General features: G+C 68.0%; 20 protein-coding genes and 1 pseudogene. 11 read left to right on the forward strand and 10 right to left on the reverse strand.

Annotated features, from left to right (window positions below; all coding sequences use genetic code 11):
• Positions 1–397 precede the first annotated feature (397 nt).
• A complete protein-coding gene (locus KHZ24_04855; protein MBS5450525.1) occupies positions 398–1,288 on the forward strand; it encodes a gamma-glutamyl-gamma-aminobutyrate hydrolase family protein in 891 nt (296 codons plus the stop codon).
• Here KHZ24_04855 and KHZ24_04860 read toward each other — a convergent pair.
• Positions 1,285–1,901: pseudogene (locus KHZ24_04860) on the reverse strand (GNAT family N-acetyltransferase). The gene KHZ24_04855 and the pseudogene KHZ24_04860 overlap by 4 nt on opposite strands.
• A gap of 387 nt (positions 1,902–2,288) precedes the next feature.
• On the opposite strand from KHZ24_04860, the gene KHZ24_04865 reads away from it, so the two are divergent.
• Positions 2,289–4,562, forward strand: a complete 2,274-nt coding sequence (locus KHZ24_04865; protein MBS5450526.1) for a DUF3800 domain-containing protein — start codon at positions 2,289–2,291, stop codon at positions 4,560–4,562.
• Positions 4,563–5,272: 710 nt separating this feature from the next.
• On the opposite strand, the gene KHZ24_04870 is transcribed toward KHZ24_04865, so the two are convergent.
• The 5 genes from KHZ24_04870 to KHZ24_04890 all read right to left on the reverse strand — a co-directional run bounded on the left by KHZ24_04870 (position 5,273) and on the right by KHZ24_04890 (position 12,689).
• Positions 5,273–6,166 (reverse strand): hypothetical protein, encoded by an 894-nt coding sequence (locus tag KHZ24_04870; protein ID MBS5450527.1) that lies wholly within the window; start codon positions 6,164–6,166, stop codon positions 5,273–5,275.
• Positions 6,167–6,355: 189 nt separating this feature from the next.
• Positions 6,356–8,209 (reverse strand): AMP-binding protein, encoded by a 1,854-nt coding sequence (locus tag KHZ24_04875; GenBank protein ID MBS5450528.1) that lies wholly within the window; start codon positions 8,207–8,209, stop codon positions 6,356–6,358.
• 392 nt (positions 8,210–8,601) lie between these two features.
• Positions 8,602–9,360, reverse strand: a complete 759-nt coding sequence (locus KHZ24_04880; GenBank protein MBS5450529.1) for an AMP-binding protein — start codon at positions 9,358–9,360, stop codon at positions 8,602–8,604.
• Between the two features lie 834 nt (positions 9,361–10,194).
• Entirely contained in the window at positions 10,195–12,012 is a 1,818-nt protein-coding gene (locus KHZ24_04885; protein MBS5450530.1) for an AMP-binding protein, read from the reverse strand.
• Between the two features lie 92 nt (positions 12,013–12,104).
• Positions 12,105–12,689 carry a cupin domain-containing protein gene (locus tag KHZ24_04890; GenBank protein MBS5450531.1) on the reverse strand — a complete coding sequence of 195 codons (585 nt, stop codon included), beginning with the start codon at positions 12,687–12,689 and terminating at the stop codon, positions 12,105–12,107.
• A 520-nt stretch (positions 12,690–13,209) separates the two neighbouring features.
• Between KHZ24_04890 and KHZ24_04895 the strand changes: the two genes are divergently transcribed.
• The 5 genes from KHZ24_04895 (at position 13,210) to KHZ24_04915 (ending at position 17,034) form a co-directional block, all read left to right on the forward strand.
• The gene (locus KHZ24_04895; GenBank protein MBS5450532.1) at positions 13,210–13,959 is read left to right on the forward strand and encodes a ParA family protein; all 750 of its coding nucleotides are present in this window, start codon (positions 13,210–13,212) and stop codon (positions 13,957–13,959) included.
• 81 nt (positions 13,960–14,040) lie between these two features.
• Positions 14,041–14,247, forward strand: coding sequence for a 4Fe-4S binding protein (locus KHZ24_04900; GenBank protein ID MBS5450533.1), 207 nt, complete (start codon positions 14,041–14,043; stop codon positions 14,245–14,247).
• 105 nt (positions 14,248–14,352) lie between these two features.
• Positions 14,353–15,456, forward strand: a complete 1,104-nt coding sequence (gene vorB, locus KHZ24_04905; protein ID MBS5450534.1) for a 3-methyl-2-oxobutanoate dehydrogenase subunit VorB — start codon at positions 14,353–14,355, stop codon at positions 15,454–15,456.
• Positions 15,457–15,506: 50 nt separating this feature from the next.
• Complete coding sequence (locus tag KHZ24_04910; protein ID MBS5450535.1) at positions 15,507–16,487, forward strand: 2-oxoglutarate oxidoreductase; 981 nt, start codon at positions 15,507–15,509, stop codon at positions 16,485–16,487.
• A 1-nt stretch (position 16,488) separates the two neighbouring features.
• The gene (locus KHZ24_04915; protein ID MBS5450536.1) at positions 16,489–17,034 is read left to right on the forward strand and encodes a 2-oxoacid:acceptor oxidoreductase family protein; all 546 of its coding nucleotides are present in this window, start codon (positions 16,489–16,491) and stop codon (positions 17,032–17,034) included.
• 962 nt (positions 17,035–17,996) lie between these two features.
• On the opposite strand, the gene KHZ24_04920 is transcribed toward KHZ24_04915, so the two are convergent.
• The 4 genes from KHZ24_04920 to folE all read right to left on the reverse strand — a co-directional run bounded on the left by KHZ24_04920 (position 17,997) and on the right by folE (position 21,610).
• Complete coding sequence (locus KHZ24_04920) at positions 17,997–18,593, reverse strand: biotin transporter BioY (GenBank protein ID MBS5450537.1); 597 nt, start codon at positions 18,591–18,593, stop codon at positions 17,997–17,999.
• Positions 18,594–18,771: 178 nt separating this feature from the next.
• Positions 18,772–19,575 carry a biotin--[acetyl-CoA-carboxylase] ligase gene (locus KHZ24_04925; protein ID MBS5450538.1) on the reverse strand — a complete coding sequence of 268 codons (804 nt, stop codon included), beginning with the start codon at positions 19,573–19,575 and terminating at the stop codon, positions 18,772–18,774.
• Positions 19,576–19,598: 23 nt separating this feature from the next.
• Positions 19,599–21,044 carry a dihydropteroate synthase gene (folP, locus tag KHZ24_04930; GenBank protein ID MBS5450539.1) on the reverse strand — a complete coding sequence of 482 codons (1,446 nt, stop codon included), beginning with the start codon at positions 21,042–21,044 and terminating at the stop codon, positions 19,599–19,601.
• Positions 21,041–21,610, reverse strand: coding sequence for a GTP cyclohydrolase I FolE (gene folE, locus KHZ24_04935; protein ID MBS5450540.1), 570 nt, complete (start codon positions 21,608–21,610; stop codon positions 21,041–21,043). The genes folP and folE overlap by 4 nt, the downstream gene beginning before the upstream one ends.
• A gap of 413 nt (positions 21,611–22,023) precedes the next feature.
• On the opposite strand from folE, the gene KHZ24_04940 reads away from it, so the two are divergent.
• From KHZ24_04940 to KHZ24_04955, 4 genes are all read left to right on the forward strand, one after another.
• Positions 22,024–23,073: a CidA/LrgA family protein gene (locus KHZ24_04940; protein MBS5450541.1), complete on the forward strand. Its 1,050-nt coding sequence runs from the start codon at positions 22,024–22,026 to the stop codon at positions 23,071–23,073.
• A 1-nt stretch (position 23,074) separates the two neighbouring features.
• Positions 23,075–23,764 (forward strand): LrgB family protein, encoded by a 690-nt coding sequence (locus KHZ24_04945; protein ID MBS5450542.1) that lies wholly within the window; start codon positions 23,075–23,077, stop codon positions 23,762–23,764.
• Positions 23,765–23,808: 44 nt separating this feature from the next.
• Positions 23,809–24,705, forward strand: a complete 897-nt coding sequence (gene xth, locus KHZ24_04950; protein ID MBS5450543.1) for an exodeoxyribonuclease III — start codon at positions 23,809–23,811, stop codon at positions 24,703–24,705.
• A 205-nt stretch (positions 24,706–24,910) separates the two neighbouring features.
• Positions 24,911–26,242: a serine dehydratase subunit alpha family protein gene (locus tag KHZ24_04955; GenBank protein MBS5450544.1), complete on the forward strand. Its 1,332-nt coding sequence runs from the start codon at positions 24,911–24,913 to the stop codon at positions 26,240–26,242.
• Positions 26,243–26,294: the final 52 nt, after the last annotated feature.

Genomic DNA, 26,294 nt, shown 5'->3' on the forward strand with positions numbered 1-26,294 from the left:
CCGTGCATTTCGATGCCGGTTACTTTAGCACAGTAGAGTGATAAAGTAACCGGCATTCACCTTGCCGGACTTCTTCGCAAGCCTTCCACAGCGATGAGCCTCAGGGCACCTCACCCGCGATTCTAGCACCGGGTGCCGAACCAGCATGGACACCCGAACGCGAGCGAGGGGCCCTGCGATGCCCACCTATGGCAGGCCGCAGGGCCCCTTGCGCAAGTCCCCCACCACGCCGGCCTGGGCTGCCTAGGCGGGGACGTGTTTCCATCCGCGAAAAAGCGCCACACGCCCACGCGGAGGACACCGGAGGCTGCTATACCTGGGAAACTTGCTCGACGCGCCCCGCCTCCGCGACCCCTCCGAGGCTTCGCCGCGCCACTTTCTCGCGAAAGGATCGCCCATGAGCCACCCCACGTGCTCCAATGTCTCCCGCGCCCCACTCATCGGCATCTGCCCGCGCACCGAGGAGCGCTCGAAGCGCAACGGGCAGGCAATCCTCGCGCAGAAGCTGCTCGTAGACGGCATCAAGGCGGCGGGCGGAGTCCCCGTCGTGCTCAGCGAGACCACCGACCCTGCCGAGCTCGCCCGCTACGTCGCCGCATTCGACGGCTTTGTCGTGCCGGGCGGCGGCGACATCGAGCCGGCGTGCTACGGGGCGGAGCGCCTTCCGGAATGCGGCCCTGCCGAGGAAGGGCGCGACGACTTCGAGCTGGCGCTCGTCCCGCTTGTCGTAGAGGCCGACAAGCCGCTGTTCGGCATCTGCCGCGGCAACCAGCTGCTCAACGTGGCATTGGGCGGCACTCTGTGGCAGGACATCCCCTCGCAGCTCGGAACGCTGCCCACGCCCGACGGCGAGGACGAGGACCTCAGCGCCGGCCGCGCTGTCGAGCAGTTCCGCGCGACAGGCCGCATCTCCCACGACCAGGGTCGCCCGTTCGACACGCTCGTCCACGACGTTGCCGTGCAGCCGGGCACGCTGCTCGCAAACATCCTGGAAGACGCACCCGCTCAGGCCGTCGCAACGCCCCTGGCTGCGCAGGCTCCCGAGCCCACGCTCGATCTCGCGCACGTCATGGTGAACTCGCTTCACCACCAGAGCGTACGTGACGCGGGCCCCGACCTCGTCGTCAACGCCATGGCACCCGACGGTGTCATCGAGGGCGTCGAGCTGCCCGGTAAGCGTTTCGTGCTCGCCGTCCAGTGGCACCCCGAGATGCTGTGGCCATTCGACGGGCCATCCATGCGCCTGTTCGAGGCGTTCGTGGCAGCCTGCAGCGCGACCGGCGCCTAGAGCCCGTCCTCCACAAAGCGCACCGTGGCGGCGTCCCAGTACTTCCGGTAGGTGGGGCGCTCCTCGCCATCGAGGTCGATCTGGTACATCCGAAACGTCACGGGGATGTTCTTCGGCTGCCACAGCTCCTCGTAGGAATAGCGGTACGTCATGCCGAGCCGGTGCATGACGTACCGCTGCGGGGGTTGTTCACGTCGTGCGTCGCCGTGAGATAGGGCAGGCCGTCGCGGCGCGCCTGCTCAATGAGGGCCCGGCCCGCCTCCGAAGCGATGCCCCGATGCCAGAACTCCGTGCGCAGACCGTACCCGAGGTCGTGGCTGCCATCCGTGTCGATCTTGATATATCCGATCGGCTCGCCTGCTCCAGCGCCAGCGGCCCCTTTGCCCGCCTCCCCCTTGAGGCAAACGGCGTAGGCGTAGCCTTGCGGAGCCGCGTACACAGACGCATAGCTTCGCTCGAAGATGTCGCGAGCATCATCGAGGGTCCGCGCCGCAAACCACGGCAAAAACGTGTTTGCCTGCTCGTCGGCATAGATGCGGAACAGGGCACCGAGGTCGTCCTCGGTAAACCGCCGCAAAACGAGGCGCTCCGTCTCCAGCGTCGGCGTGTTCATAGCAAGACGGCCTCTCTCTCGACCCCACTTCCACATGCCAGCCTAGCGCCACAGCCCGCGCCCCGCAACGCCGTCAGGCACACGCCCGCTGGCGCGGGTGCCCTCGAAGGCCGGCGACTCCGGGGCGACACCGCCCGGCCCGGCGGCCTGGGGACCCGAGGCGGGGCCCCGCGTTTGTAGGCGTTTGCGGGGCATCGCACGCCTCCCGCCGGGCTGCGCGCACGCGACGCCTCCCGCGCGAGTAGACTTGTGGCGTTAGCAGCTCGCCCTCGGCCGGCTCGCAGGCAGACAGACGCCCGAGCCAACTCGCGGGGCCCCCGGCACCATGGCGGTCCGGGCGCGGCGTCGCACTCCCCAGGCGAGCACAACTCAATAAGGAGGGCTTCCATGCCCCTGTGCTTCCTCCCCAGCCTCCACGGCGGACCGCAGAAGCTGTATCTCGACGAGTCGGGCACGCTCGGCTACAGCGGCGAGGTCTTCACGATGGCCATCGTGCTCGTGCGCGACCTGCCCGGCCTCGAGACGAGCGTCGCCAAGCACCGCGTGACGCAAACGGAGTCCAAGGCCTCCCAGATGAAGACCGCTCAGAAGCTTGCGTTGGCCCGCACGCTCATCGAGGAAAACGGCTTGGAGATATTCCTTGCCGACCTCGACCCGCGCGCCGCGATGGCCAGCGAGCGCAAGCTCGACAAGGACATGCTCTACGACTCGATGGCCGGCCAGGCGCTCGCCTATTACCTCCAGCGCGGCGACCTGCAGCGCGGCCTGGCCTATCGCCTCTCCATGGACATTCGCGGCAGCCTGCGCGAGAGCTACGAGGACCTCGTGCGCGGCAGCATCGGCAACGTCCTGATGCACCGCGACGAGCCGCTCGTCACCGACATCGACGTGCGCTTCCTCGACTCGAAGTTCTCGGCCGGCGTCCAGGCTGCTGACCTGTTCTCCAATGTCTACCGCACCGCCCTGTCCGTGAAGGACTCGCCGTGCCAGGGCTTCCTGCGCAAGTACGTCGACGCAGGCATCGTGCACGCCGGCTTCACGTTCGGCCTGCCGCAGCTCGCTGACCAGATGACACAGATCGCCAGCGACCTGCGCGCCCTCGTGGAGCTCGAGGCGGGCACCCCGCACGTTACGTTCTTCAACGAGGCGGAGGCTCCGGCCTTGGGAAATTCCGAGAGTGCAGACACCAGCGCAGAAACCTCCGGGCGAGGTGGGCATAGCCGACGCGGGGGGCGCGGTCGTGGTGGCTCGCGCGGCGGGCGCGTCGCAGCTGACGTCGAGGCATCGACGGACGATGTGGATGCGTCGGTAATTGCGACCCAGGTGAGCGGCATGGAGGGGGCCGAGGAAATCGCGCGCCCGGTGGCGGACGCCCCCGTTCCCGCAGAAGGCCCCGATGCCGGTGCCCCCGAGCAGGAAGCCCCGACAGCAGGGCGCGGCACGTCCCGCTCGGCCCGTCGCCGGCGCGCCCGCTCGGCACGCATCACGCACAAGACGCTCGGCGAGGCGCCGGAGTTTGGCGAGGGCGACGTGGCCGATACGGGACTCGTCAGCGCTCCGGGCGGCGAAGGTGCCGAGGCCGCAGGGGCCGAGCCATCGGGCGTCTTCGATACTCCGACGCATCCCGCAGACCAGACCAGCGAGGCCCCCGAAGCGGCGGAATCCGCACGCGAAACGCAGCCGGATACCAGACCCGGCCGAGCATCCCGGCATGCGGCAGAGCCCGCGCGCGAAGCAGACGAGCTTGTCGATGGCGCCGCACGCGAGTCCAGCGAGGCTCCAGTGCGCGATGTCCGCCCCGGTCGCGCCACGCGCCTGCGCCAGGCGGTCGGTCGTACCCGTCGCGTCGAACGTATTCACAAAACCGCTGCCGAGCAGCCTGCGGCCGTCGACCTTGCCGCGGCGGATGCCAGCTCCGATGCGCATGAGAATGCAGCCACTCCCGACGCCGCCTCTTCGGAGGTCGCTAACACCCAGATAGCCGATATCGCGAGCAAACAGTCGGGAGGCGTCCCCGCCGACTCACCTGCGGGAACACAGGGAGACGCACAGCCCACAGCCGGCGAGACGCAGGCCGATGTCCACGCAGTCGACGCCTCGGCTCCCGCCTCGACACCGCGTCGCCGGACGCGCACGACTCGCACGCGTCGCTCGGCAAAGACCCAGACGGCCCAAGAGCAGGCCGGCGCTGGCTCCGAGCCCGCGGCAATGAGCGCTCCCAAGCCCGAGGGCGATCCGGCCTCAGAGGAACACCGCAGCCCGGCGGGCACCCCATCATCGGAAAGCATCCAAGCATCGGCCTCCCCCACCACAAGCGAGACGCCCGGCGCAAGCGCATCGTCTGGCGTCGCAGAGACCAGCACGGCCGCCGCAATTACAGACGCCATGGCCCCTGCTGCAGAGTCGGCGGACGCCCCCACTACAGAGGCGGCAGATGCCGAGCAGAAGAAGCCGGCTCGCTCGCGCACACGTTCCCGCAAGCGCAGCGCAAGCACGAAGAGCGCCGCCTCCGCCCCCGAAGCCGACGACAGCGCCGAGGAGCCTAGCATCCCGGCCGGTGACGCCGCCGAGAAGCCGAAGCGCCGCACGCGCTCTCGGCGCACGGCAAAGAAAGTTGACGCGTCGGAAGCGGCAGGCACCGAGCCCGCATCGGCAGAGTAGCCATCCCGCTTGAGGGTGCCGCGAACCAGCACGGGCTCGCGGCACCCCAAGGCCTCCGGCGACAGCGCCGTCACCGATGTCGGGGGTTCGGCGCCCCGGCCAGCAGGGCCGTCGAGAAGCCGCCAGCGTCGCACGGCAGAACAGGCCGGCGCCCCAAAGGCGGCAGCCACCGGCCCCGCCGAGATCGCGTCGGCGGAATGGCCGCGCCACACGGGGGCGCCGCCGAGCGGGCACGAGCGCGGCGGCGCCCCCCCGTGCAAGAGGCGCTTCGGCGCGCAGGCACTCCACGACGTTCGTGCGCCGAAGCAGCATGGCGCCCGCACAATCCCCTCTCTCGCAAATGCGCGACCGCAAAACGACGCGCACATCGCACGCCAATCCTGAATCACGTGCCTGGCCTGCTACAAAAAACCGGCCTCGTGAAATTCGCTGCTACGTTTTCCTGCGAAATGTACGATAACAGGCCGTCAACACCAGTATGAAGAATTACTTTTCTAATATCACCGCAGGTAGATGAGTCTGCCTTAAACCCACAGTCTTGCTTGTATCGTGCAGAACGCGCCATTTTGTAGCACGGGATTTCACGACACCGGTTTTGTAGCATGCGATGCGCGGCATGTGTCCTGCAGCCCCGGACCGTCCAAAAACGCGCGGGGCGCCACCGCCGCATCCGCAGCGATAGCGCCCCGCCCCACAACATGCGAGCAACGTTAGCCGGCAAGCCCATTCAGCAGGTCGACGTCGACCTGAGGCACCGTGAACGAGACCGCGAGCTCCGTCCCTAGGAACGAGACGGTCACGACATCGGAGTCGCGATACGTCGTAAACGCCAGCAGCTCGATGTCCGGCACCGAGGAGCCATCCTTGGAATCGGACGCCGCGCTCTTCGCGCCGGCAGACGTCGCCGTGCCGTCACGCACACTCGACATGGCGCCTCCCTCCGTCCCGGAAAGCACCTCGTCGACGGCGGCATCCAGGGCAGCGACGTCGAATGCGACCGACGGGTCCGTGCGGATGTACGACACGCGCGTCTGAGCCGCCGACGCCTCCGGCACATCGGACGTGGCACGCCACTGCAGGAACTGGAGCCCGTTGAACGTCGTCCTGATGGTCTTCTTGTCGGAGATCTCGACAACCGAGGACTCGTCTGCCGGGTCGCTCACCCGCACGACGGCAACCTGGTTCAGGAAGTCAGACGTCGCGTCCTTGGCCTGCTCAAGCGAAGAGGCGACCTGCTCGGGCACACCGTCCATAGCGCTCTCGAACGCAGCGCTCACCTGGCCTGGAACCTCGGACAAGGCGTCACGCACCTCGGGCCAGCTCGCAGCGACGGCATCCCACGCGTCGGCGAGCCCGCCAACGGCGATGTTCACGTAGTCCCCCAGCGTGGATTGGGCAGCCTCGGCCGCATCGCGCCCCGCCTCGACGCTGTCGTTCCACAGCGCCCCAAGCGAGCCAAGCGCCTCGTCAAGCGCCTGCCCGATCGTCTGGCCCTGGCCATCGGATGCGCCCTTGCCGCCCTCGTCCGCCAGCGCCATTCCCGTCGGCATCACACAGGCGCCCGCCAGCGCGAGCGCCGTAAGTCCCGCAGACAGCTTTCTCATCGGCAGATCCCCCAATCTCGTGATCCGTCAGTATCGCCATTGTGACGTGCCGTGCGACCCGGCGCAACAGCCCGGACGTCACAAGGGCCGCCACGACTCCGGCACATGCACGCCCTTCCCGCAAAGAGGCCGCACGCCCTCCCAAGACGCACGATCTCTTGCAGGCACCCCATGCCCAGCGGGTCGCGCCTACCGCTCGCCGCGCTCCTCGAGCTTGTTCACCTCGTGGTCGGGCACGAGCGCGTCGGTCTCGTCGAGCCCCTCGTGGCTCTCGACCTTCTTCTGCGCGTCGGTCGAGCGGATCTCGACGTGGCGGATCTTGCCACTGATCGTGCGCGGCAGCTCGTTCACGTACTCGATGATGCGCGGGAACTTGTAGGGCGCCGTGTTGTGCTTCACCCACGTCTGCAGCGCCTTCGTGAGCTCGTCGGAGCCCTCGAAGCCGTCCATGAGCACGACGGTCGCCTTGACGGCCTGGCCGCGCAGCGGATCGGGCACACCCGTGACGGCGCACTCCTTCACGGCGCCGTGCTCGAGCAGCACACTCTCGATCTCGAACGGGCTGATGCGGTAGCCCGAGCTCTTGATGAGGTCGTCGTTGCGGCCCTCGTACCAGAAGTAGCCTTCCTTGTCGGCCCAGGCCGTATCACCGGTGTGGTACCAGCCGTCGTGCATGGCTGCGGCCGTCTTCTCGGGGTTGCAGTAGTACTCCATCATGATGCCCGGCGCCCCGTGCTCGATGTTGATGCAGATCTCGCCCGTCTCGCCCGGCTCGCACTCCGTGCCGTCCTCGCGCAGGATGTGGGTGTCGAACTGTGGCACGGGCTTGCCCATCGAGCCGATGCGCGGCGTCGAGCCCGTCAGGTTGCCTACGGTCAGCGGCGTCTCCGTCTGGCCGAAGCCCTCGAATATCGTGAGGCCCGTGTGCTCACGCCAGAACGTGAACAGGTCAGGGTTGAGCGGCTCGCCGGCCGTCGTGCAGTACACCAAGCTCGACAGGTCGTACTCGTCGACGTTGGCCGTCGTCATGATGATGCGGTACATCGTGGGCGGGCAGCAGAACGTCGTGACGTGGTAGCGCCCGATGAGCGACAGGATCTCCTTGGCGTTGAAGCGGTCGAAGTCGTACGTGAGCACGGCCGACTCCATGAACCACTGGCCATAAAACTTGCCCCAGACCGCCTTGCCCCAGCCCGTGTCCGAGATCGTGAAGTGCAGGCCGCCATCGGCCACCGTGTTGTGCCAGTGCTTCGCCGTGACGATGTGAGCCGCCGCGTAGTAGCCGTTGTGCAGCACCATCTTGGGCTCGCCCGACGTGCCCGACGAGAAGTACATGAGCATGGGGTCCGTAACCTTGCCGGGAACGCGCTCGAATGCGGCGGAGCTCACGCGTACGTTCGTGTTGAAGTCGACCCAGCCTTTGCGCACGCAGCCCAGGGCGCACACGCCGTCGGGGCCCGAGAGCGCCGCACCGTAGGGCTGGCCCGTGGCGGGGAACTCGAACGAGCCGTCGGGGCGGCGGGGCGTCGTGCCGCCGCCGGCCGCGTTCACGAGGATGCGCGTGTGCACCGAGGGGCACATGTAGACGACGTGGTCGACGATCTCGGCGATGTCGCCGACGTTCGTGCAGATGACGGCCTTGATGCTTGCACCGTTGAGACGGTAGGCCAGATCCTGCTCGCGCAGCATGAACGTCGCGGGCACGAGAACGGCGCCGAGCTTCTGCAGCGCCAGCGCCGTGAACCAGAACTGGTAGTTGCGGCGCAGGATGACGAGGACCATGTCGCCCTTGCCGATGCCCTGGGCGCGCAGGAAGTTCGCCGTCTTGTCCGACCAGTGCTTCATGTCGGCAAACGTGAACGCGTGCTCCTCGCCCTCGGGATTGCACCAAAGCATGGCGAGGCGATCGGGGTCGTTGACGGCAATGTCGTCGACGACGTCGTAGGCGAAGTTGAAGTCGTCGGGGCAGTTCACCTTGAAGTCGGTGAGCAGACCGTTCTCGTCGTAGCGCTCCGTGCAGAAGCGCTCGTTGATGTTGCGCATGGGCAGAAAATCCTCTCCGTAGGGACGCGCCGCGGAAACGACTCGGACAAAAGGACGGTGCGTGTCAACAGTCTCTCGATCAGCCTACGCCTCATGTGGGTGATACGCGGGGCAGGCGGGCGAAGCGCACTCCATCGGCAGATTTGGCGACGAGGGCGCAGGCGAGTACCAGCCCGCGGCTCGGCCGCACGCGCCGGGGTGCGCAGGAGCCGATCTCCGCCAGGGTCCGCGGCGCGCGCCAGGATGCCAGACGCACGCCCTGGGACACATGGGGACCAGGCGGCTGCGTACGCGGGAGCACGCCCGGGCCCGTTCGATCTGCCGATGCAGGCCCGCCGGCGGTTCCGCGGGACGAGAGGGCACTCCGGCAGTGGCGCCGCTGCAATCCGGCGCTACGCGGCATGGCCCGCGACCTCAAGCGTCGCGCCGGTTCGGGCATCGGCCTCGGGAGTGCCGGCTTCTGCCGAGGAGACAGGGCGGGCCGCCGGAGCGACGCGGGCGTACGTGTTGAAGTCGAGCCAGCCGGGACGCACGCAGCCCAGGGCGCACACGCCAAACGGACCCGAGAGAGCGGCGCCGTGGGGCAGGCCGTCGGCATCCCAGGCAGGCGGAACGCAAGTCTCATCCTGCTCGGCGGGATCGGCGAAAAGGGAGGGTGCCCCATCCGCGTTGACGATCAGGCGAGCCCCGACAGTCGGGCACAGGTACACGACATGGTCGAGCACGTCAGCCACCGTACCGCGGTTCGTGGCCACGACGGCGCGCGCCCCACAGGCTGCGAGCACACGGGCAGCCTGGGCCTCATCCACGTCGACCGACAGCTCCACGGACGTCGCGCTGAGCTTTGCCAGAGCGAGCTCGGCGAACCAGCGCTGGTAGGCATTGCCAAGCGCCAGAACGACCGCGTCGCCCGTGCCAACGCCCTGGGCAGCGAGCAGATGCACCACCTTGTCCGACCAGCGCTCGAGCTCGGCCGCGGCAAAGGCGTGCTCCTCGCCCAGGCCACCATGCCAGCGCAGCACGACGCACGAGGGGTCGGCCTGTGCGAGCAGCGCCAGCTCATCCGGGTTGCTCGCCGCCGCGACAGCGCACACGCCCTCGTGAGACATGACGGTCTGGGCGGCGACGTTCGAGTTCGTAGTGGTATTCATGGGATACGCTCCTCATCATCAGCTTGAAATCGCGAGCGAGCTCCATGGGGCGTCTGTGACACGCATGGGCCCGTAGTCGGAAATGCGCATATCCGCGACCCGGGCATGGGGGCCGACAGGAATGCGCGAAGGGCCCGCCGTAGCTGCGATATGAGCAGCCAGCGGAACCCTTCCTATAGGCGCGAAACGCTCAGCGGGAAACCCGCTGGCTCGCGATATCCCCGAGGCGGCAGCCTATGTGCCTATGCCTCGGGGCAGCTAATGATGATGCTGGAGATAATGTCGGAGGCGTTCACGGACGGAAGGCTAATGCAGCTCGCCACTCCAAAGAAGTCGACGTGCATAATGGCTGCCTCCCTTTCGTTGCTCCGTGGCCTGCGGCCTGATGCCGCGACCGATTTGAAGCGGAGTCTAGCGCGACGCTTCCCTCCGTGCAAGTGCCATACCGGCAACGCACGAGTATCTGGCAAAAAACGCGCGTGGTGCGGCGTGGGCGCGAACGTCGTGGCAAGAATGCGCACTAGTGCGATGCTACAAAAAGCGGGCTGCGGCAAAAGCCCAGGAAGCCTTTGCCACAGCCCGCCCATCCCGCCCAATTGGCACCACACTCGAGCGCGTTCTTGCCACGACAGCGCCGGCCGTGCCGCACTAGGACGCGTTCTTGCCACTGCACCGCAAGAATTACCGCACTCAACGCGATTCTTGCCGACACACTGCGGGCTGCACCGTGTTGCGAGTTCTCGCCCGCACGCCCCGAGCCACGCAGTCGTCGGCGCGCTTCCGCCCGCACGCTCCAGGCCGCACGGCACGGCCGCCAAACTGCGCCGCGCGGCCTTACGCCTCCCGGTTCTCCACGCCGCGCTCGGCATCGGTCGAGCGGATCTCGACGCGGCGGATCTTGCCCGAGAACGTCTTGGGCAGCTCGCTCACGTACTCGACGATGCGCGGGTACTTGTACGGCGCCGTCTTGCGCTTCACCCACGTCTGCAGCTCACGCGTCAGCTCTTCAGTGCCCTCGAATCCGTCCATGAGCACGATCGTCGCCTTGACGGCCTTGCCGCGCAGCGGGTCGGGCACGCCGGTAACGGCGCACTCGCGCACGGCCTCGTGCTCGAGCAGCACGCTCTCGATCTCGAACGGCCCGATGCGGTAGCCCGAGCTCTTGATGACGTCGTCGTCGCGACCCTCGTAGAAGAAGAAGCCGTCCTCGTCGACCCAGGCGACGTCGCCCGTGTGGAACCAGCCGCCGCGGAACAGCTTCTCCGTCTTGGCCGGTTCCTTGTAGTACTCGCGCACGATGCCCATGGGCCTCGGGTTGCACTCGATGCAGATCTCGCCGGGCTCGCCGGGGTTGCAGCGGCTGCCGTCCGGGCGCTGGATCTCGATGTTCGCAAACGGCACCGGCTTGCCCATCGAGCCGGGCTTGGGCGTCGAGCCCAGCAGGTTCGCAACGATGACCGGCGTCTCCGTCTGTCCGAAGCCCTCGTAGATGGCCTTGCCGGTGTGCTCGACCCAGAACTGGAACATGTCGGGGTTCAGCGCCTCGCCGGCCGTCGTAAAGCGGTCGACGCTCGACAGGTCGTACGAGTCGAAGTCGGGGTCGAGCGACAGCATGCGGTACATCGTCGGCGGGCAGCAGAACGTCGTGATGTGGTAGCGCGCCACGAGCGACAAGATCTCGTTGGCGTGGAAGCGGTCGAAGTCGTAGACGAGCTGGCAGCCCTCCATGAGCCACTGGCCGTAGAACTTGCCCCACGCCGTCTTGGCCCAGCCGGTGTCGGCGATCGTGAAGTGCACGCCATCCGCCTCGACGCCGTGCCAGTACTTGGCCGTCGTGATGTGGCCGAGCGGGTAGTCGCACGAGTGCAGCGCCATCTTGGGGTTGCCGCTCGTGCCGCTCGTGAAATACATGAGCATCGGGTCGTCGGCATGCGTGGCAACGCGTTCGAGCTCGGCAGAGGCCGCGCGCACCCCGGAGTTGAAGTCGAGCCAGCCCGGGCGACGGCACCACGCGGCGAACAGGCCCGCCGTGCCGGAGAGCGCCGGGCCGAACTGGGCGGCGTCGCGCTCCGTCGCCTGCGCGCCAGCGCCGTCGAGATCGGGCTGCGCGCCGTTGACGAGGAAGCGCTTGATGTGCTGGAAGCGCGGGCCCTCGGGCGTGCCCGGCTCGCCGGGGCGCGCGGCATCGGCAGCGAAGACGTTGTCGATGATCTGGGCGATGTCGCCGACCGTCGTCGTGATGATCGCCTTGGCCTCGCAGGCATCGAGGCGATACTCGACGTCGTGCTCCTTGAGCATGAACGTCGCGGGCACGAGCACGGCGCCGAGCTTGTTGAGCGCCAGCGCGCTCATCCAGAACTGGTAGTGGCGGCGCAGGATGACGAGCACCTTGTCGCCCTGGCCGATGCCATGCTCGCGCAGGTAGTTCGCTATGCGATTCGACCAGCTCGCCAGCTCCGAGAAGCGGATGGCGTGCTCCTCGCCCTCGGGGTTGCACCACTGCTGGGCAAGCTTCTCGGGCTCACCGGCACCGATGGCGTCGATGACGTCGTAGGCATAGTTGAAGTCGTCGGGGCGATGGGCGCGAAACGACGTCACGCGGCCCTCGTAGTCAAACGTCTCGGTGCAGTATCGCTGGTGGATGTTCAGCATGGAAGGTAGCCTCGCTTCATACGATGGGGAGGGACGTGGGGAGGTTGTTTACCGGCGCAGTCGGACGCCCTGGGGAAGGCGCCCGGCCACGCCTAGGCAAGCTGGTCGCCCGGCTCCTTGATGATGATGGCGAGGAACGTGCAGTCCTGACCGCCCGTGGCGATCATGCCGTGCCCGCGCGACGAGTCGTGGATGACGAAGTCGCCCTCGTTGAGGACCTCCTCGTGGTCCTCGTAGACGAAGCGCAGCGAGCCCTTGATGATGAAGTCGAGCTCCTGGCCCGCATGAAACGAGTGGTGGATCGGCTGACGCTGGGCTGCCTCGTCGTAGGGAGCCGTCACGAGCAGCGGCTCGCACAGGCGATCCTTGAAGTAGGGCGCGAGGTGCAGGTAGTTGAGCGTGGAGCGGCGGCGGATCGTCACGCCGTCACCTGCGCGCATGATGGCGTAGCGGGCCAGACGGGGGCTCTCGCCGGTGAGCAACTCAACCATATCGACGCCGAGGCGCTCGGCGCACTTCGAGAGGAACGAGAACGACGGATCCTGCTCGCCACTCTCCTGCGCGACGTACTCGGCAAGCGAGCGCTCGGTTACCTGAGCCATCTCCTCTTGCGTGATGCCCAGATCCTCGCGCAGCGCGCGGATGCGCCCGGCGACCTCCTTGACGTCAGGGTTCATGGGGTTCCTCCCTCTCTGCGGGCTCTGTGGGGGCGGGCGAACGTGAGCAGCCCTCCTATGACGTATTCGGAAAAGCATAGCGCAAACGTTGCATCCCGGTAGGGCCTGCACCATCCCCGCGCAATCTGTGCATCCGCGGCCGCGTCGAGCCCCCGCGTGCTACGAATCGCCGGGCGTCGTCCTGCAGGCGGCCGCCATCGCGGAGGTCGCGTTGAGCCCCCGCGTGCTAAGAATCGCCAGTTGGGCGACGCCTCGGGACAGGTGCTGCTAGAAATTGCCAGTCTGGCGACCCTTGTCAGCCCCCGAGCGCCCAAGAAGGGGCCCAAACGGGTAGTCCGGCACCCCCACGTGGTCACTTTTCGCCCTTATGCGAGGATCCACCAACAAGGACAATCACCCAACTGGCGTTTTTTAGCAAGGGTCGGCGCGAAACGTCTCCCAACCGCAATTTCCTAGCGCGGAGAGCCGTTACGATAGCTTTGTCCGAAACGCACGCCCAACAACCAGCAGAGGAGGCCCTATGGAGCAACCCGGAGACGCGGCCTCGAGCCTCGTAGACAGCCCGTTGGCGAGCCCGGGGATCACGGTGCTCGTGGGTCACGCCGGCGTCGGAAAGACAAACCTGGCGCTCAACCTGGCATTGGCGCAGGCCAGAGCAGGGATGCCGGTCACGCTGGCTGATCTCGACCTCGTGAACCCGTACTTCCGCAGCAGCGACTACATCGACGCTCTCGAGACGGCGGGCGTGAAGCTCGTCGCGCCGCTGTTCGCGCGGACGTCGCTTGACACGCCGAGCATGGGCGGCGAGCTTGACGGCGCCATCGCAAGCGCGCAGCTCGGGGACAGCGCGGCCTCGCGGCTCGTCATCGACGTGGGCGGCGACGATCTGGGCGCGACGGCGCTGGGCCGCTACGCCCGTGCGCTCGATGCCGCCGGCGCGCGGCTCCTCTACGTCGTCAACGCCTTCCGCGCGCTCACTGCCACGCCGCAGGAGGCCGTCGAGGTGCTGCGCGCCATCGAGGGCAACGCCCGCCTGCAAGCCTGCGGCGTCGTGAACTGCTCGAACCTCGCCGACCAGACGAGCGTCGCTGACGTCGAGCGGGGCCGCTCCTTCGCCCGCGACGTCGCGGCCCTCGCCGGCCTGCCGCTCGTCGCAACCGTCGTTCCCACCGGCCTCGCAGACACCTACGCGGCCGGCGCCACCGACGTCGAGCCTCTTCACGAGCCGCTCATCTTTGTGGAGAGATTCGTCCGACCGCCGTGGGAATAGGGCGATTCTCCGTCCCGCGCCACGCAGGGCGCCCCTGCGCCACTAGACTAAAGCGAACCTTTTTGGAGAGAGGGAGGTTCCATGCCACGCATCGTCGTAGACGACCACTACTGCAAGGGCTGTGGCCTGTGCGTTAACGCATGTCCCCAGCACATCGTCGCGCTCGACCCCGACCGCTTGACCGCCAAGGGCTACCATCCCGCCACGCTGACCGACCCCGCACGCTGCACGGGCTGCTCGTCGTGCTTCCTGGTGTGCCCCGACGTTGCCATTACGGTGGTGAGGTAGATGGCCGATTCCGCAAACGCCCAGAGCGCCGCGCCCATGATCAACACGTGCTCCGCTGGCACCGGCGTCTCGCCTGTGCCCGAGCAGACCCCGAAGAAAGTCCTCATGAAGGGCAACGAGGTCCTCGCCGAGAGCGCCATCCGCGCCGGCTGCCGCTTCTTCTTCGGCTACCCCATCACGCCGCAGACCGAGCTTGCCGCCTACATGAGTAAGCGCATGCCCAAGATCGGCGGCACGTACCTGCAGGCTGAGAGCGAGATCTCGGCCATCAACATGGTGTACGGCGCCGCGTCCGCCGGCGCGCGCGCCATGACGTCGAGCTCGAGCCCGGGCGTCTCGCTCAAGGGCGAGGGCGTCAGCTACATGGCCGGAGCCAACCTGCCGGGCGTCATCATCAACGTGCAGCGCGGCGGCCCCGGCCTCGGCGGCATCCAGCCGTCGCAGTCCGACTACTGGCAGGCCACGCGCGCCATGGGCCACGGCGACTTCTTCATGCCCGTTTTCGCGCCGAGCACGGTGCAGGAGATGGCCGACCTCGTCTACCACGCGTTCGACGTGGCCGACGAGTACCGCACGCCCGTCATGATCCTGGCCGATGGCATGCTCGGCCAGATGATGGAGCCCGTCGTGCTGCCGCCGCAGCGCTCGCTTGACGAGCTGCCCGCCAAGCCGTGGGCCACGACCGGCACGCACGGCGAGCGCGCCCACAACGTCGTGAACTCGCTCTACCTCACGCCCGACGAGCTCGAGCGCACAAACGTTGAACGCTTCGCCCGCTACGAGAAGATCAAGGCTGCCGAGCGCCGCTCCGAGTCGTACCTCGTCGAGGACGCCGACGTCGTCGTCGTGGCGTTCGGCGCCAGCGCCCGCATCGCCCGCAGCGCCGTCGTGAGCGCCCGCGCCAAGGGCATCCGCGCCGGTCTCGTGCGGCCCATCACGCTGTGGCCGTTCCCGGTAGACGCCATCGAGAACGCGCTGGGCTGCGGCGCCAAGGCGTTCCTGTCCGTCGAGATGAACATGGGGCAGATGGTCGACGACGTGCGCCTCGCCGTGAGCGGCCGGGCACCGGTGAGCTTCTTCGGGCGCACGGGTGGCATCATTCCGACGCCGGCCGAAGTGCTCGCCCACATCGAGCAGGCCGCTCGTGAAGTCGGGGCACCCTGTGGGACCGCCTCGGATGCCTCGTGCGAGAAGGGAGGCGACCGCTAATGGCGAAGGCTGAGAAGACGCTCTCCCCCGAGCAGGCCGCCCTTGTGAACCTGCAGGACGGCGAGCGCGTGCTGCAGTGCCGCCCGCAGGGGCTGCTCCCCGTGCAGAACAGCTACTGCCCGGGTTGCCCGCACGGCATCGTGAACCGTCTCGTCGCCGAGGTGCTCGACGAGCTCGGCGTCACGGGAACGACCGTCGGCGTTGCCCCCGTCGGCTGCGCCGTCACAAGCTACGACTTCTTCTCGTGCGACATGATCGAGGCCGCTCACGGTCGTGCGCCTGCGGTGGCGACCGCCGTCAAGCGCGTCCATCCCGAAAACGTCGTCTTTGCCTACCAAGGTGACGGCGACCTGGCCTCCATCGGCATGGCCGAGACCGTGCACGCGGCGACGCGCGGCGAGAAGATTACCGTCATCTTCATCAACAACGCCATCTACGGTATGACCGGCGGTCAGATGGCCCCGACGAGCCTGCCGCACCAGGTGACGCAGACGTCGCCGTACGGCCGCGACACCTCGACCGCCGGCTATCCCATCCGCGTCTGCGAGCTGCTCTCGACGCTCGACGGCGTGGCGCTGGCGCAGCGCGTCACCGTGGACTCGCCGCGCAACATCCTGGCGGCCAAGCGCGCCATCAAGAAAGCGTTCCAGTACCAGATCGACGGCGTGGGCTACTCCATCATCGAGGTCGTGTCGACGTGCCCGACGAACTGGGGCATGACGCCGCAGGACGCCTTTGCGTGGATGCGCGAGAACATGCTGCCCTACTACCCGCTCGGCGTGTACAAGGACGTGCAGGCCGCCGGCTTCCGCTCCATCGTCGACGCTGCGCTCGCTCGGGCTCAGGCCTGTCCCATCGCCAATCCCGAAGGCCTGGCCTACGACGCCGCGAGCGGGGCGACGATCGCCGCGCAGCCCGAGATCCCCGCAGGCGCTTCTGGAACCGGGGCCGTCGTCATGACGCCCGAGGGCGCGCCGCGCCAGATCGCGCCCGCGACCGGAAACGCGGCGCCTGCCGAGAGGAGCAACTAGCATGGCCTCCATCAAGATCGTGCTCGCCGGCTTCGGCGGGCAGGGCGTGCTCTTCGCCGGCAAGCTCATCGCTAACACGGCGCTCATCGAGGATCGCGAGGTCTCGTGGCTGCCGAGCTACGGCCCCGAGATGCGCGGCGGCACAGCAAACTGCTCCGTCACGATCGCCGACGAGCCTATTGGGTCGCCGCTCGTGACGGCGCCTGACGCGCTCGTCGCGATGAACCAGCCGTCGCTCGAGAAGTTCATGCACGCCGTGGAGCCCGGCGGCCTCATCCTCGCCGACACGACGCTCGTGGCGACGCTGCCTGAGACCTCCGAGCTTGCCGAGGGCGTGCGCGTCATCGGCATCCCCGCGTCGACGATGGCCGAGGAAGGCGGGCTCAAGGGCCTCGCGAACATCATCCTCGTCGGCAAGCTGTGGGAGCAGACGAAGTTCTGCAGCCGAGAGGCGCTCGACGCGGCGCTTGCCGGGTGCGTCCCGCCCCGTAAGGCACACCTGCTCGAGCCCAACAAGCGCGCGCTGCAGCTCGGCATCGACGCGTAGGAGACGCTGCGCACGAGGGGCGCCACGTGCAGGAGCAACCACGCAGGTAGACATACGCACGAGCCCGCGGGCCCGCTTTCCCTGAAGGAAGGCGGGCCCGCGGTTTTTGTTATGAGAGGCGCGAAGACCCAGGCGCCTGGCATCCGTGGGAGGACGCGCGGGGCGCAAGTAAACACTGGGGGTACCTGCAGGGGCAGCGTGCATAGGACGCGAGGTCGAGCGACGGGATACCCGGACCGCCAGCAGCGCGGGGTGCCTGCAACGCTGGGATATCCGCAGGATGCGCGGGGTACCGCGGGGCTTTCCCGGAGCCGCCCTCCGTGGCGCGATTTGCGGTTGTGCGAGGCTCTGCTCCGAGAAGACGCTGAGGTACCCGCGGACGTACGGAGCACCGCGAGGCCTCCCCAGGCCCGCCCTCCGTGGGCGCGATTTGCGGTTGTGCGAGGTCTTGTTCCAGGCGCGTCTCAAAAAGGGCGCGATTTGCGGCTCTGCAAGGTTTGTGCCGCACTCGCAAACCGTGCGAGAAAGACGCTCCTGAGAAAACCGCAGGTCAGAGCCGCGCACCTGCGATGGGCCACTCGCACGCAGCCCCAAAACACGGCGCAAATGTCGCACAGCCGTAAATCGTGCCCATTTTCGGAAGCCCCACGCGCAAAAGCTCGCACAACCGAAAATAGCGCCCAGGGTGGGGATCCGCAGACAGCGAAAGAAATGGCTGTGACGGCAGTCCCTCGATGACACCCGGGACGCAAGCCGGAAACGTCCCAGCGGCACTGGCGGCAATAGCTGAGGCGGTAGCCTAGCAATAGTGCCCGGAACGCGAGCCAGAAAATGCTTCGGCGGCACTGGCAGAGGCGGCAGGCCAGCAGTGGCACTCGGGGCGCGAGCAGGGAAACGTCCCGGCAGCGCTGGCAACGGCAGAAAGTTGGCGACAGAGCCCGAAGCGCAAGCCCGCGAGCTCCTTACCGCGCGGCGATGCTGGGGATGGCCTTGCGCAGCGCGGCAGCCACAAGACCGGCGGCGGCGCACTTGAAAATGTCAGGCAGAATGAAGGGGACAACCGCGACGCCAAGCGCAGCCGCAACGCCCATGTTGCCCACGAGCATGAGATGCACCGTGCCGACGACGTAGCACACCACGAGCACGACAGCGGCGCACGCCACGTCACCGGCGATGGCACGCACTCGCGTGGGTCCGCTCACAAGACGCCGTGCAAGCGAGCCGAGAAACGCCGAGAGGATGAAGCCGTACAGAAAGCCGCCCGTGGGACCGGCGATCATCGCGATGCCACCGCGCATGAGCGAGAAAATCGGCAAGCCAAGCGCGCCGAGCAGCACATAGCCCGCAAGCGCCGCAGCCGCCTGGCCGGGCGTCAGCACCATGGCAGCCAGGGCAACGACGAGCGTCTGCAGCGTGAACGGAACCGGGCCAATGGCGACGCTCACCTGGGCAGATACGGCGAGAAGTGCGATGACGACGCCCACCTGCGCCATGGCAACTGGCGAGACGCCCGAACCCGCAGCCGAACCTGTCGCCCGCACCTCTCGCCCGTCGCCCATGTCCTGCGCTCCCCTCGTCCGCGCAACAGCTGGCAGCCATCGCACAAACCCATCTGCATAGTCTGGTTTCCCACCGCGCAAGCGTACGGTCTGAGATGCCGGCCCGCGAACCAGGCCCGGCTATCCATCATTTTCCCACGGCGACAGCCCGGCCTCGCGGCACAGGCCCCGGCGCGCCCTACTCGAGCGAGCGCAGCGACGCCTGCTCGGCGGCGAGCATGACCTCCTGGCCGGCAGACGTCCGCACCGTCACGCGGCCCCAGACGTCAACGGCGACGAACATGCCCCGGCAGATCTCCACGCCCTCAGGCCCAAGCGCCACGACTGGGTGCCCCAGCATCGGCACGCAGTCGAAATACTCCGACAGGATGGGCGCGAGGGGGCCGGCCTTCGCGCGGCCGCCGCGCACCTCGGACGCCCAGGCATCGCACGCCTCGACGACGCGGTCGCGCACGAGCGTCGCCAGCACCTCGAAGTCCGGCAGCGCCCCAGCGGGCAGCTCGTCGGCAAGGTAGACCGGCTCGAGAGGGCTCGGCGACGCGGCCCCCGCAGGCGCGGGAACAACCTCCTCGCCCGTCGCGCGCGGCCTCGCCAGGTTGATGCCGATGCCAAGTACGGCAAACGGCCCGCCCTCGCCCGCACCCGCCTCGACGAGCAGGCCAGCGAGCTTACGGTTGTCGATGACAAGGTCGTTGGGCCACTTGATGCCGACGCGCGTTGCCAGGCCCGTAGCCTCGCGCACGGCGCGCAGCGCACCGAGGGCACACACGGCTGGCAGTCCCACGAAGTTCTGCGGGCCCACGCCAGGGCGCAGCACGATCGACAGGTACAGGCCGCCCTCCGGCGACGCCCACGCATGGCCGCGCCGCCCACGTCCGACACTCTGGGCGTGCGCCGCCACGGCCGTTCCCTGGGGGGCGCCCAGCCGGGCAAGCTCGCGCACGTCATCGTTCGTCGAGCCCGTCAAAGAGACGACGCTCACGGCAGGCAGAGCTTCTCCGCAACTCATCGAGAGCCTCCGTCCTCGGCGGGCCCCCACAACGGCCCCAGGTCGTCCGTCACGAGCCCCACGCGCTCCCCGCGCGGCAGGCAGGCGATTCCCTGCTGCGCGCAGAACTCCTCGGCGCCGCCCCAGCAGCCCGCGACGTCATCGAGTGGACGCAGCACGAAGTCCCGCTCGCCTATAAGGGGATGCGGCAGCGTCAGGCGCTCGCCCACGTGGGCCTCGCCTTCCATCCACAGCAGGTCGAGATCGAGGCTGCGCGGCCCGTTTGCGAGCGCGCGCACACGCCCGTGGGCGTTCTCGATACCCAGCAGGCCCGCGAGCAACGCCATCGGGTGCAGCTCCGTGCTCACGCGAGCGACGGCGTTCGCAAACACCGGCTGGTCGTCCACGTAGGCAGGCACGCTCTCGTACGCGTGGCTCACGGCCTCGACGCGCGTCAGCGGCAGGGCGTCGACGTCGGTCAGCGCCGCGCGCAGCGTATCCAGGCGATCCCCCAGGTTGGCGCCCAGGGCCACGAGGGCCGTCCGCCGGGGAGCACCCCACAGGGCCTCGGCACAGCGCAGCGCCTCGCTCACGTCAGCAACATCGTGAACGCGCAGCATGCGCGCCCCCATCGAGACGGCAGCAAGGCAGGCCCCCGTCGTCGCGGCGTCACGCTCGGCCGCCACAGAGACGCCGCTCGTGGCCCCGATGAAGCGCTTGCGTGACGGAGCGCACAGGTAGGGATAGCCCAGGGCGACGAAGCGCCCCGTCGCGCGCTGAATGGCGACGTCCTGCTCAGCCGTCTTGCCGAAGCCGGGGCCGGGATCGATGCAGATGCGCTCGCGCGCCACGCCGGCCCGCTCGAGCATCGCAGCCTGGTCAAGCAGGTATGACACGACGCCGTCGACATACGCGCCCAAGGGGTCGACGCCTGCAGAGGCGCCCTCGGACGCACCCCAGCTCAGATGCTCGCCACCGGCGTGCATGCAGATGCAGCCGCAGTCGCTCCCCGCAACGACGTCCACCATGGCGGGGTCGCGAAAGCCCGACACGTCGTTGACGATGCACGCCCCCGCCTCCAGCGCCGCGCGAGCGACCTCGGCATGACGCGTGTCAACGGACACGACGGCCCCGCGCCCCGCAAGAGCCTCGATGACAGGCAGCACGCGGCGGCACTCCTCCTCCGGGCTCACCGGCGTGAACCCGGGCCGCGTGGACTCGCCGCCCACGTCAAGGATGTCGGCACCGTCGTCGAGCAGCCACAGGCCCCACGCGATGGCCGCCTCGGCCGTGGCGTGCAGGCCCCCGTCGGAAAACGAGTCGGGCGTCACGTTGACGACGCCCATGACGCGCGTGCGCCTCAGGTCGATGCAACGCGAGCCGCACCGCCACGCGGCCGCAGGCGAACCGGCCTTGCAACGTCCGCCAGCGTTCAGGGCACAGCCGAAATCCCCGTTCGTCATCGAGCGCCTCCACTCATGAGCGCCAGCACCTCGGCACGAGCTGCGGCGTCCTGCTCGTACAGGCCGCGCGCCGCCAGCGTCACCGTACGCGACCCGGGCTTGGCCACACCGCGCATCGTCATGCACAGGTGCTCGGCCTCGACGCACACGAGCACGCCGCGCGGGGCCAGGTGCTTCTCGATGGCATCGGCAACCTGCGACGTCAGGCGCTCCTGCAGCTGCAAGCGGCGCGCGTAGAGCTCGACAGCGCGCGCGAGCTTCGAGATGCCGCAGACGCGGCCCGACTCGCCGGGCAGGTACGCCACGTGTGCCACGCCGAAAAACGGCAGGAGGTGGTGCTCGCACAGTGAGTAGAACGGGATGTCGCGCACGAGCACGACGTCATGGCACTCGGCCTCGAACGACACCTCGAACAGCGGCGCCGGATCCCGATCCATGCCGGCACACAGCTCACCATAGGCGCGAGCCACGCGCGCGGGCGTGTCGAGCAGCCCCTCGCGCGCCGGGTCCTCGCCGATGCCTTCGAGCATGAGACGAACACCGGCCTCGATCTTCTCTCGATCCACCTAGTCGCTCCTTCTTGGGGCAGACGCCCCGCCTGGTCGGGTGTCGCAGGGCGCCCTCGCAGAAAGGCCGGGCGGCGCGTCCACGCCATCGGATGCCACAACAATCAGGCGCATCATTGTACCAGCAGCTCACCAGCGCCCTGGCACCCCGCGCCCATCCACACCAAACGCGGACGGGACGCCGCTGTAAGGCCACCTTCCGCAAACGTGGACGCCCTGTGGCTGGCGCGCAAAAAGGCTGTGAATACGCCGGCGTGGCACCGGAAGGCCGTCCCCTCGGGCCCTATCCTGTGGGCCGCTCGGATCCGTGGCGCCGCCCTCCAGCAGCAGGCCGCGGCACCGTCAAACATCCGGCGTCAGGCAAAAACGGCCCGACGCCAGCCACGCGCCCGGAAAGGAAGGCGTACCAGCCCGTGAGCGCACCCAACATCCGGCACGATCAGACAGGCCAGCAAGCGCTACCCTCCGACGCGGCCGCCATCGCCTCCCCCACAGACGCCACGCGCCCCTCTGAGGAGCCCGCGCCAGACGCCCACCCGGTCCCTCACCACGAGCTGTTCGGCATCCCCGTCCCCCAGAGCGCCCACGATGTCGAAGTCGTCGCCCACCTCGCACGCCGCACGGCAAAACGCAAGGTCAACAAGGCCGTGCGCATCGTGCTGGAGCTGGGCCTCATCCTGGCAATCTGCCTCGCCGGCGAGCAGGTCTCCGAGCTGCTCCCCTTCGACATGCCCAGCAACATCTGCTCCATGATCCTGCTGCTCGTCTTCCTCATCAGCGGCGTGTTGCGCATGGACAACATCTCGGACGGCGCCGACTTCCTGCTCGACCACATGTCCATATTCTTCATCCCGGCTGCGGTGGCAATCATGGGCAGCTTCGACCTGCTGGCCGGCAACATCCTCAAGCTGTTCGTCATCTGCCTCATCACGACCGTGCTCGTGTTCTTTGTGACGTCGTTCACCGTGTCGACCGTCATGAACCTGATGATGCGCCATGACGCAAAGGTCGCCGAGGAGGTCGGCCTGGACGGCAGCGCCGTGGCCATGGCAAACGTCGTCGAGATGGCCACCGCCATCCAGGCATACGCCCGCCGCCGCAGCGAAGGAGAAAGCTCCGAGGCCGCCCTTTACGAGGCAGAGGCGGAGGCGACGTCCGACACCGCAAAGACGATGGCGGACGTCCGGACAGAGGCCGGTGCGCCGGTCCCCGTGCCCGAGATCGACGCGCTCACCGCGCGGCTCGCAGCCGAGGCGGAGGCCTCCCACAACTTGAGGTGGCGTCACCGGACCAACAAGACAGCCCGACACGCATCCCCGCCCAGCACCGATGCCACCCGAGAGGCCGAAGAGCGCGAGGCTGAGCACGCAACCATCGAGAAGCTCGCAAGCGCAGCCCGGGCGGCAAGCTCGGCGCACAGGCACCCGCCCACAGACCCCAGCCACCCCGAAGGGACCGCCTAACATGGAAAACATCGCGCACGTCGCATTCGGCATCGTTCTGTCGCTCGCCGCGTTCAGTGGTGCGGTGTGGCTCAACAAGAAGGTGCACTCGCCGCTGCTGAACCCGCTGCTCGTCTCCGTGGCGTTCATCATCGCCGTGCTGCAGGTCTTCCACATCCCGCTCGAGGACTACCAGCAGGGCGCCTCCGTCATCTCGTACTTCCTCGGGCCCGCCACCGCCGTGCTCGCCTACTCGATCTACCGGCAGATCACCGTGCTCAAGCGTCACTTCGTACCCATCCTGCTCGGCTGCCTTGCCGGCTCCATCACGTCGATGCTCTCGTCGTACGGCCTGTGCATGCTGTTCGGCATGGGCGAGACGATGGCCATGTCCACGATCGCCAAGTCCGTGACGACGCCCATCGCCATGAGCATCAGCACCGAGCTCGGCGGCATCGCGTCCATCACCGTGGCCGCCGTCATCGCCAGCGGCATCATGGGGTCCATCCTCGCCCCGACGCTCACGAAGGTCTTCCACGTGAAGAGCCCCATCGCGGCCGGCGTGGCCATCGGCACGTGCAGCCACGCGGTCGGCACGGTCAAGGCCCTCGAGATCGACGAGCTCGAGGGTGCCATGAGCGGCATAGCGATCGGCGTTGCCGGCCTCGTGACGATGATCATCGCGCTCGTGTACCACATGATCGTCGGGTAGACTGATCCACACAGCTCCGCTCCCCCAACGAGAAGGGCCTTCCCATGGCTGACGCTCCCCTGACGACAGAGACCCCCGGCGCCTGCGACCTCATCATCGGCGGCGTCGCCCCGCGCACGCCGGGCACGCTGCGCATGGTGTCGTGGAACGTCAACGGGCTGCGCGCGCTGCTCAAGAAGGGGTTCGCGCAGGTGTTTGACGCGCTGGACGCCGACGTGTTCGCGCTGCAGGAGACGAAGCTGCAGGACGCCGACCGCGCCAAGCTCGGCCTCGAGCCAGCCGGCTACCACCAGGTGTGGGGCTACGCCGAGAAGAAGGGCTACTCCGGGACGGCCGTGTTCTCGCGCGAGGAGCCGCTGAGCACGCTGCACGCCGACACGCTGCTGCCCATCGCCCGCGACCAACTCAGCGCAGCGGAGGCCGACCTCGTCGCCGTCGCCGCCAACGAGGGGCGCGTCTGCGCGCTCGAGTTTCCCGGCTACTGGTTCGTCGACGTGTACACACCCAACGCCCAGGACGGTCTCGCCCGCATAGAGACGCGCGTCGCCTGGGACCACGCCTACCGCGAGTTCCTGCGTGAGCTCGCTGCCAGCAAGCCGGTCGTTACCTGCGGCGACTACAACGTGGCCCACAACGAGATCGACCTAAAGAACCCGGGGCCCAACCGTGGCAACGCCGGCTTCTCCGACGAGGAGCGCGGCACGTTCACGGAGCTGCTCGGCGCCGGCTTCACCGACACGTTCCGCCACCTGCACCCCGACGCCACGGGCGCCTATAGCTGGTGGAGCTACCGCTTCAACGCCCGCAAGAACAACACGGGGTGGCGCATCGACTACTTCCTCGTGAGCGACGCGCTGGCGCCCCGCGTGCGCGATGCGTCCATCCTGAGCAACGTCTACGGCAGCGACCATTGCCCTGTGCAGCTCGAGCTTGCACTGTAGGCTGCGCGTCTCGCGTCCGGGAAGCGCCCATCGCCCTCCTACGCCCTAGATACGCCGCTCGCATGACAACCGGCCACTCGCCCTCGCATCGAGACGTCCACCGTGGCACAATGGTTAGGTTTGCAGCGGCGTGCTTGGTAAGCAACCTCGCCAGGCACGCCGTAACCACCAACCCGCCCGCCGCCACCAAGGGAGTCACACCGCCATGTCCATCGACGCCTCCACCTACCAGACGTACGTCGGCCTGCTCGAGAAGGAGCTCGTCTGCGCGCTGGGCTGCACCGAGCCCATCGCCTTGGCGTACGCCGCTGCCATGGCAGGTCGCGTGCTGGGCGAGCCGTGCGAGCGTCTCAGCGTGCAGTGCAGCGGCAACATCATCAAGAACGTCAAGAGCGTGGCCGTGCCCAACGCCGAGGGGCTCAAGGGCGTCGAGGCCGCCTCGGTACTCGGCCTGATCGGCGGCGACCCCGACGCCTGTCTCGAGGTGCTCGAAAGTGTGCAGCACGAGGACGTCGAGCGTGCCCGCGAGCTCATCGCCGCGGGCTACTGCTCCGTCGAACTGCTCGCCGACGTGCCGAACCTCTACATCATCACGACGGCGCACGGCGCCACCCACAGCGCCGCCGTCACGATCGTCGACCGCCACACGAACGTGACGTGTGTCGAGCGCGACGGCAAGGAGATCTGCTCACAGGAGCTGCGCTCCCTGTTCCCAAGCGCTCCCGCCGACCTCGGCCCCGCAGACTGCGAGGCACCCGACACATCGTGCCTGTCCGTCGCCTCCATCGTCGAGTTCGCCCGCACGGTCGACCTCGACGACGTGCAGGCGATTCTCAACCGGCAGATCGAGTGCAACACGGCGATCTCGGACGAAGGCCTGCGCGGCCACTGGGGCAGCGAGATCGGGCGCACGATCCTGGCAACGAGCCCGGTCGACGTCGTGACGCGCATGCGGGCGCGCGCTGCCGCCGGCTCCGACGCGCGCATGGGCGGCTGCTCGCTGCCCGTCGTCATCAACTCGGGGTCGGGCAACCAAGGCATGACGGTGTCGCTGCCGGTCATCGAGTACGCTCAGACGATTCACGCTACCCACGAGCAGCTGCTGAGGGCGCTGTGCATCTCCAACCTCATGGCGATGCACCTCAAGCACTACATCGGCAGCCTCTCGGCGTTCTGCGGCGTCGTGTGCGCGGCCGCAGGCTCGGGCGCCGCCGTGACGTACCTGGCGGGCGGCTCGGTCGAGCAGATCGGCGCGACCGTGGTGAACACGCTGGCCAACGTCGGCGGCATCATGTGCGACGGCGCCAAGGGAAGCTGCGCGGCCAAGATTGCAAGCTCCGTGGACGCGGCCATGCTGGGCCATCGCATGGCCATGCTCGACGAGAACTTCTGCGCAGGCGACGGCCTCGTTGCCGACGACGTGGAGACGACGATCATGTCGATGGGCTATGTCGGCCGCGTCGGCATGCACTCGACCGACGTCGAGATCCTCAACATCATGATCGGCAAGACCTGCCCCGACGAGATGCGCTGCTAAGGCGGACGGCGTGCAGCCCCAGGGCCTAGACAGCAAGCTCCATCTCCTCGAC

The sequence above is a fragment of the Coriobacteriia bacterium genome, from assembly GCA_018368455.1.
Taxonomy (GTDB): Bacteria; Actinomycetota; Coriobacteriia; order Coriobacteriales; family UMGS124; genus JAGZEG01.

Excerpts from the sequence above, each read along its gene's own strand:
- KHZ24_04875 (MBS5450528.1), bottom strand. The coding sequence starts at position 8,209 with ATGCGCAACATCAACGAGCGCTTCTGCACGGAGCGCTACGACGAGAAC.
- KHZ24_04865 (MBS5450526.1), top strand. The coding sequence starts at position 2,289 with ATGCCCCTGTGCTTCCTCCCCAGCCTCCACGGCGGACCGCAGAAGCTG.
- KHZ24_04945 (MBS5450542.1), top strand. The coding sequence starts at position 23,075 with ATGGAAAACATCGCGCACGTCGCATTCGGCATCGTTCTGTCGCTCGCC.
- KHZ24_04855 (MBS5450525.1), top strand. The coding sequence starts at position 398 with ATGAGCCACCCCACGTGCTCCAATGTCTCCCGCGCCCCACTCATCGGC.
- vorB (MBS5450534.1), top strand. The coding sequence starts at position 14,353 with ATGAAGGGCAACGAGGTCCTCGCCGAGAGCGCCATCCGCGCCGGCTGC.
- KHZ24_04870 (MBS5450527.1), bottom strand. The coding sequence starts at position 6,166 with ATGAGAAAGCTGTCTGCGGGACTTACGGCGCTCGCGCTGGCGGGCGCC.
- xth (MBS5450543.1), top strand. The coding sequence starts at position 23,809 with ATGGCTGACGCTCCCCTGACGACAGAGACCCCCGGCGCCTGCGACCTC.
- KHZ24_04880 (MBS5450529.1), bottom strand. The coding sequence starts at position 9,360 with ATGAATACCACTACGAACTCGAACGTCGCCGCCCAGACCGTCATGTCT.
- KHZ24_04915 (MBS5450536.1), top strand. The coding sequence starts at position 16,489 with ATGGCCTCCATCAAGATCGTGCTCGCCGGCTTCGGCGGGCAGGGCGTG.
- KHZ24_04895 (MBS5450532.1), top strand. The coding sequence starts at position 13,210 with ATGGAGCAACCCGGAGACGCGGCCTCGAGCCTCGTAGACAGCCCGTTG.
- KHZ24_04885 (MBS5450530.1), bottom strand. The coding sequence starts at position 12,012 with ATGCTGAACATCCACCAGCGATACTGCACCGAGACGTTTGACTACGAG.
- KHZ24_04900 (MBS5450533.1), top strand. The coding sequence starts at position 14,041 with ATGCCACGCATCGTCGTAGACGACCACTACTGCAAGGGCTGTGGCCTG.
- KHZ24_04955 (MBS5450544.1), top strand. The coding sequence starts at position 24,911 with ATGTCCATCGACGCCTCCACCTACCAGACGTACGTCGGCCTGCTCGAG.
- folP (MBS5450539.1), bottom strand. The coding sequence starts at position 21,044 with ATGACGAACGGGGATTTCGGCTGTGCCCTGAACGCTGGCGGACGTTGC.
- KHZ24_04890 (MBS5450531.1), bottom strand. The coding sequence starts at position 12,689 with ATGAACCCTGACGTCAAGGAGGTCGCCGGGCGCATCCGCGCGCTGCGC.
- KHZ24_04920 (MBS5450537.1), bottom strand. The coding sequence starts at position 18,593 with ATGGGCGACGGGCGAGAGGTGCGGGCGACAGGTTCGGCTGCGGGTTCG.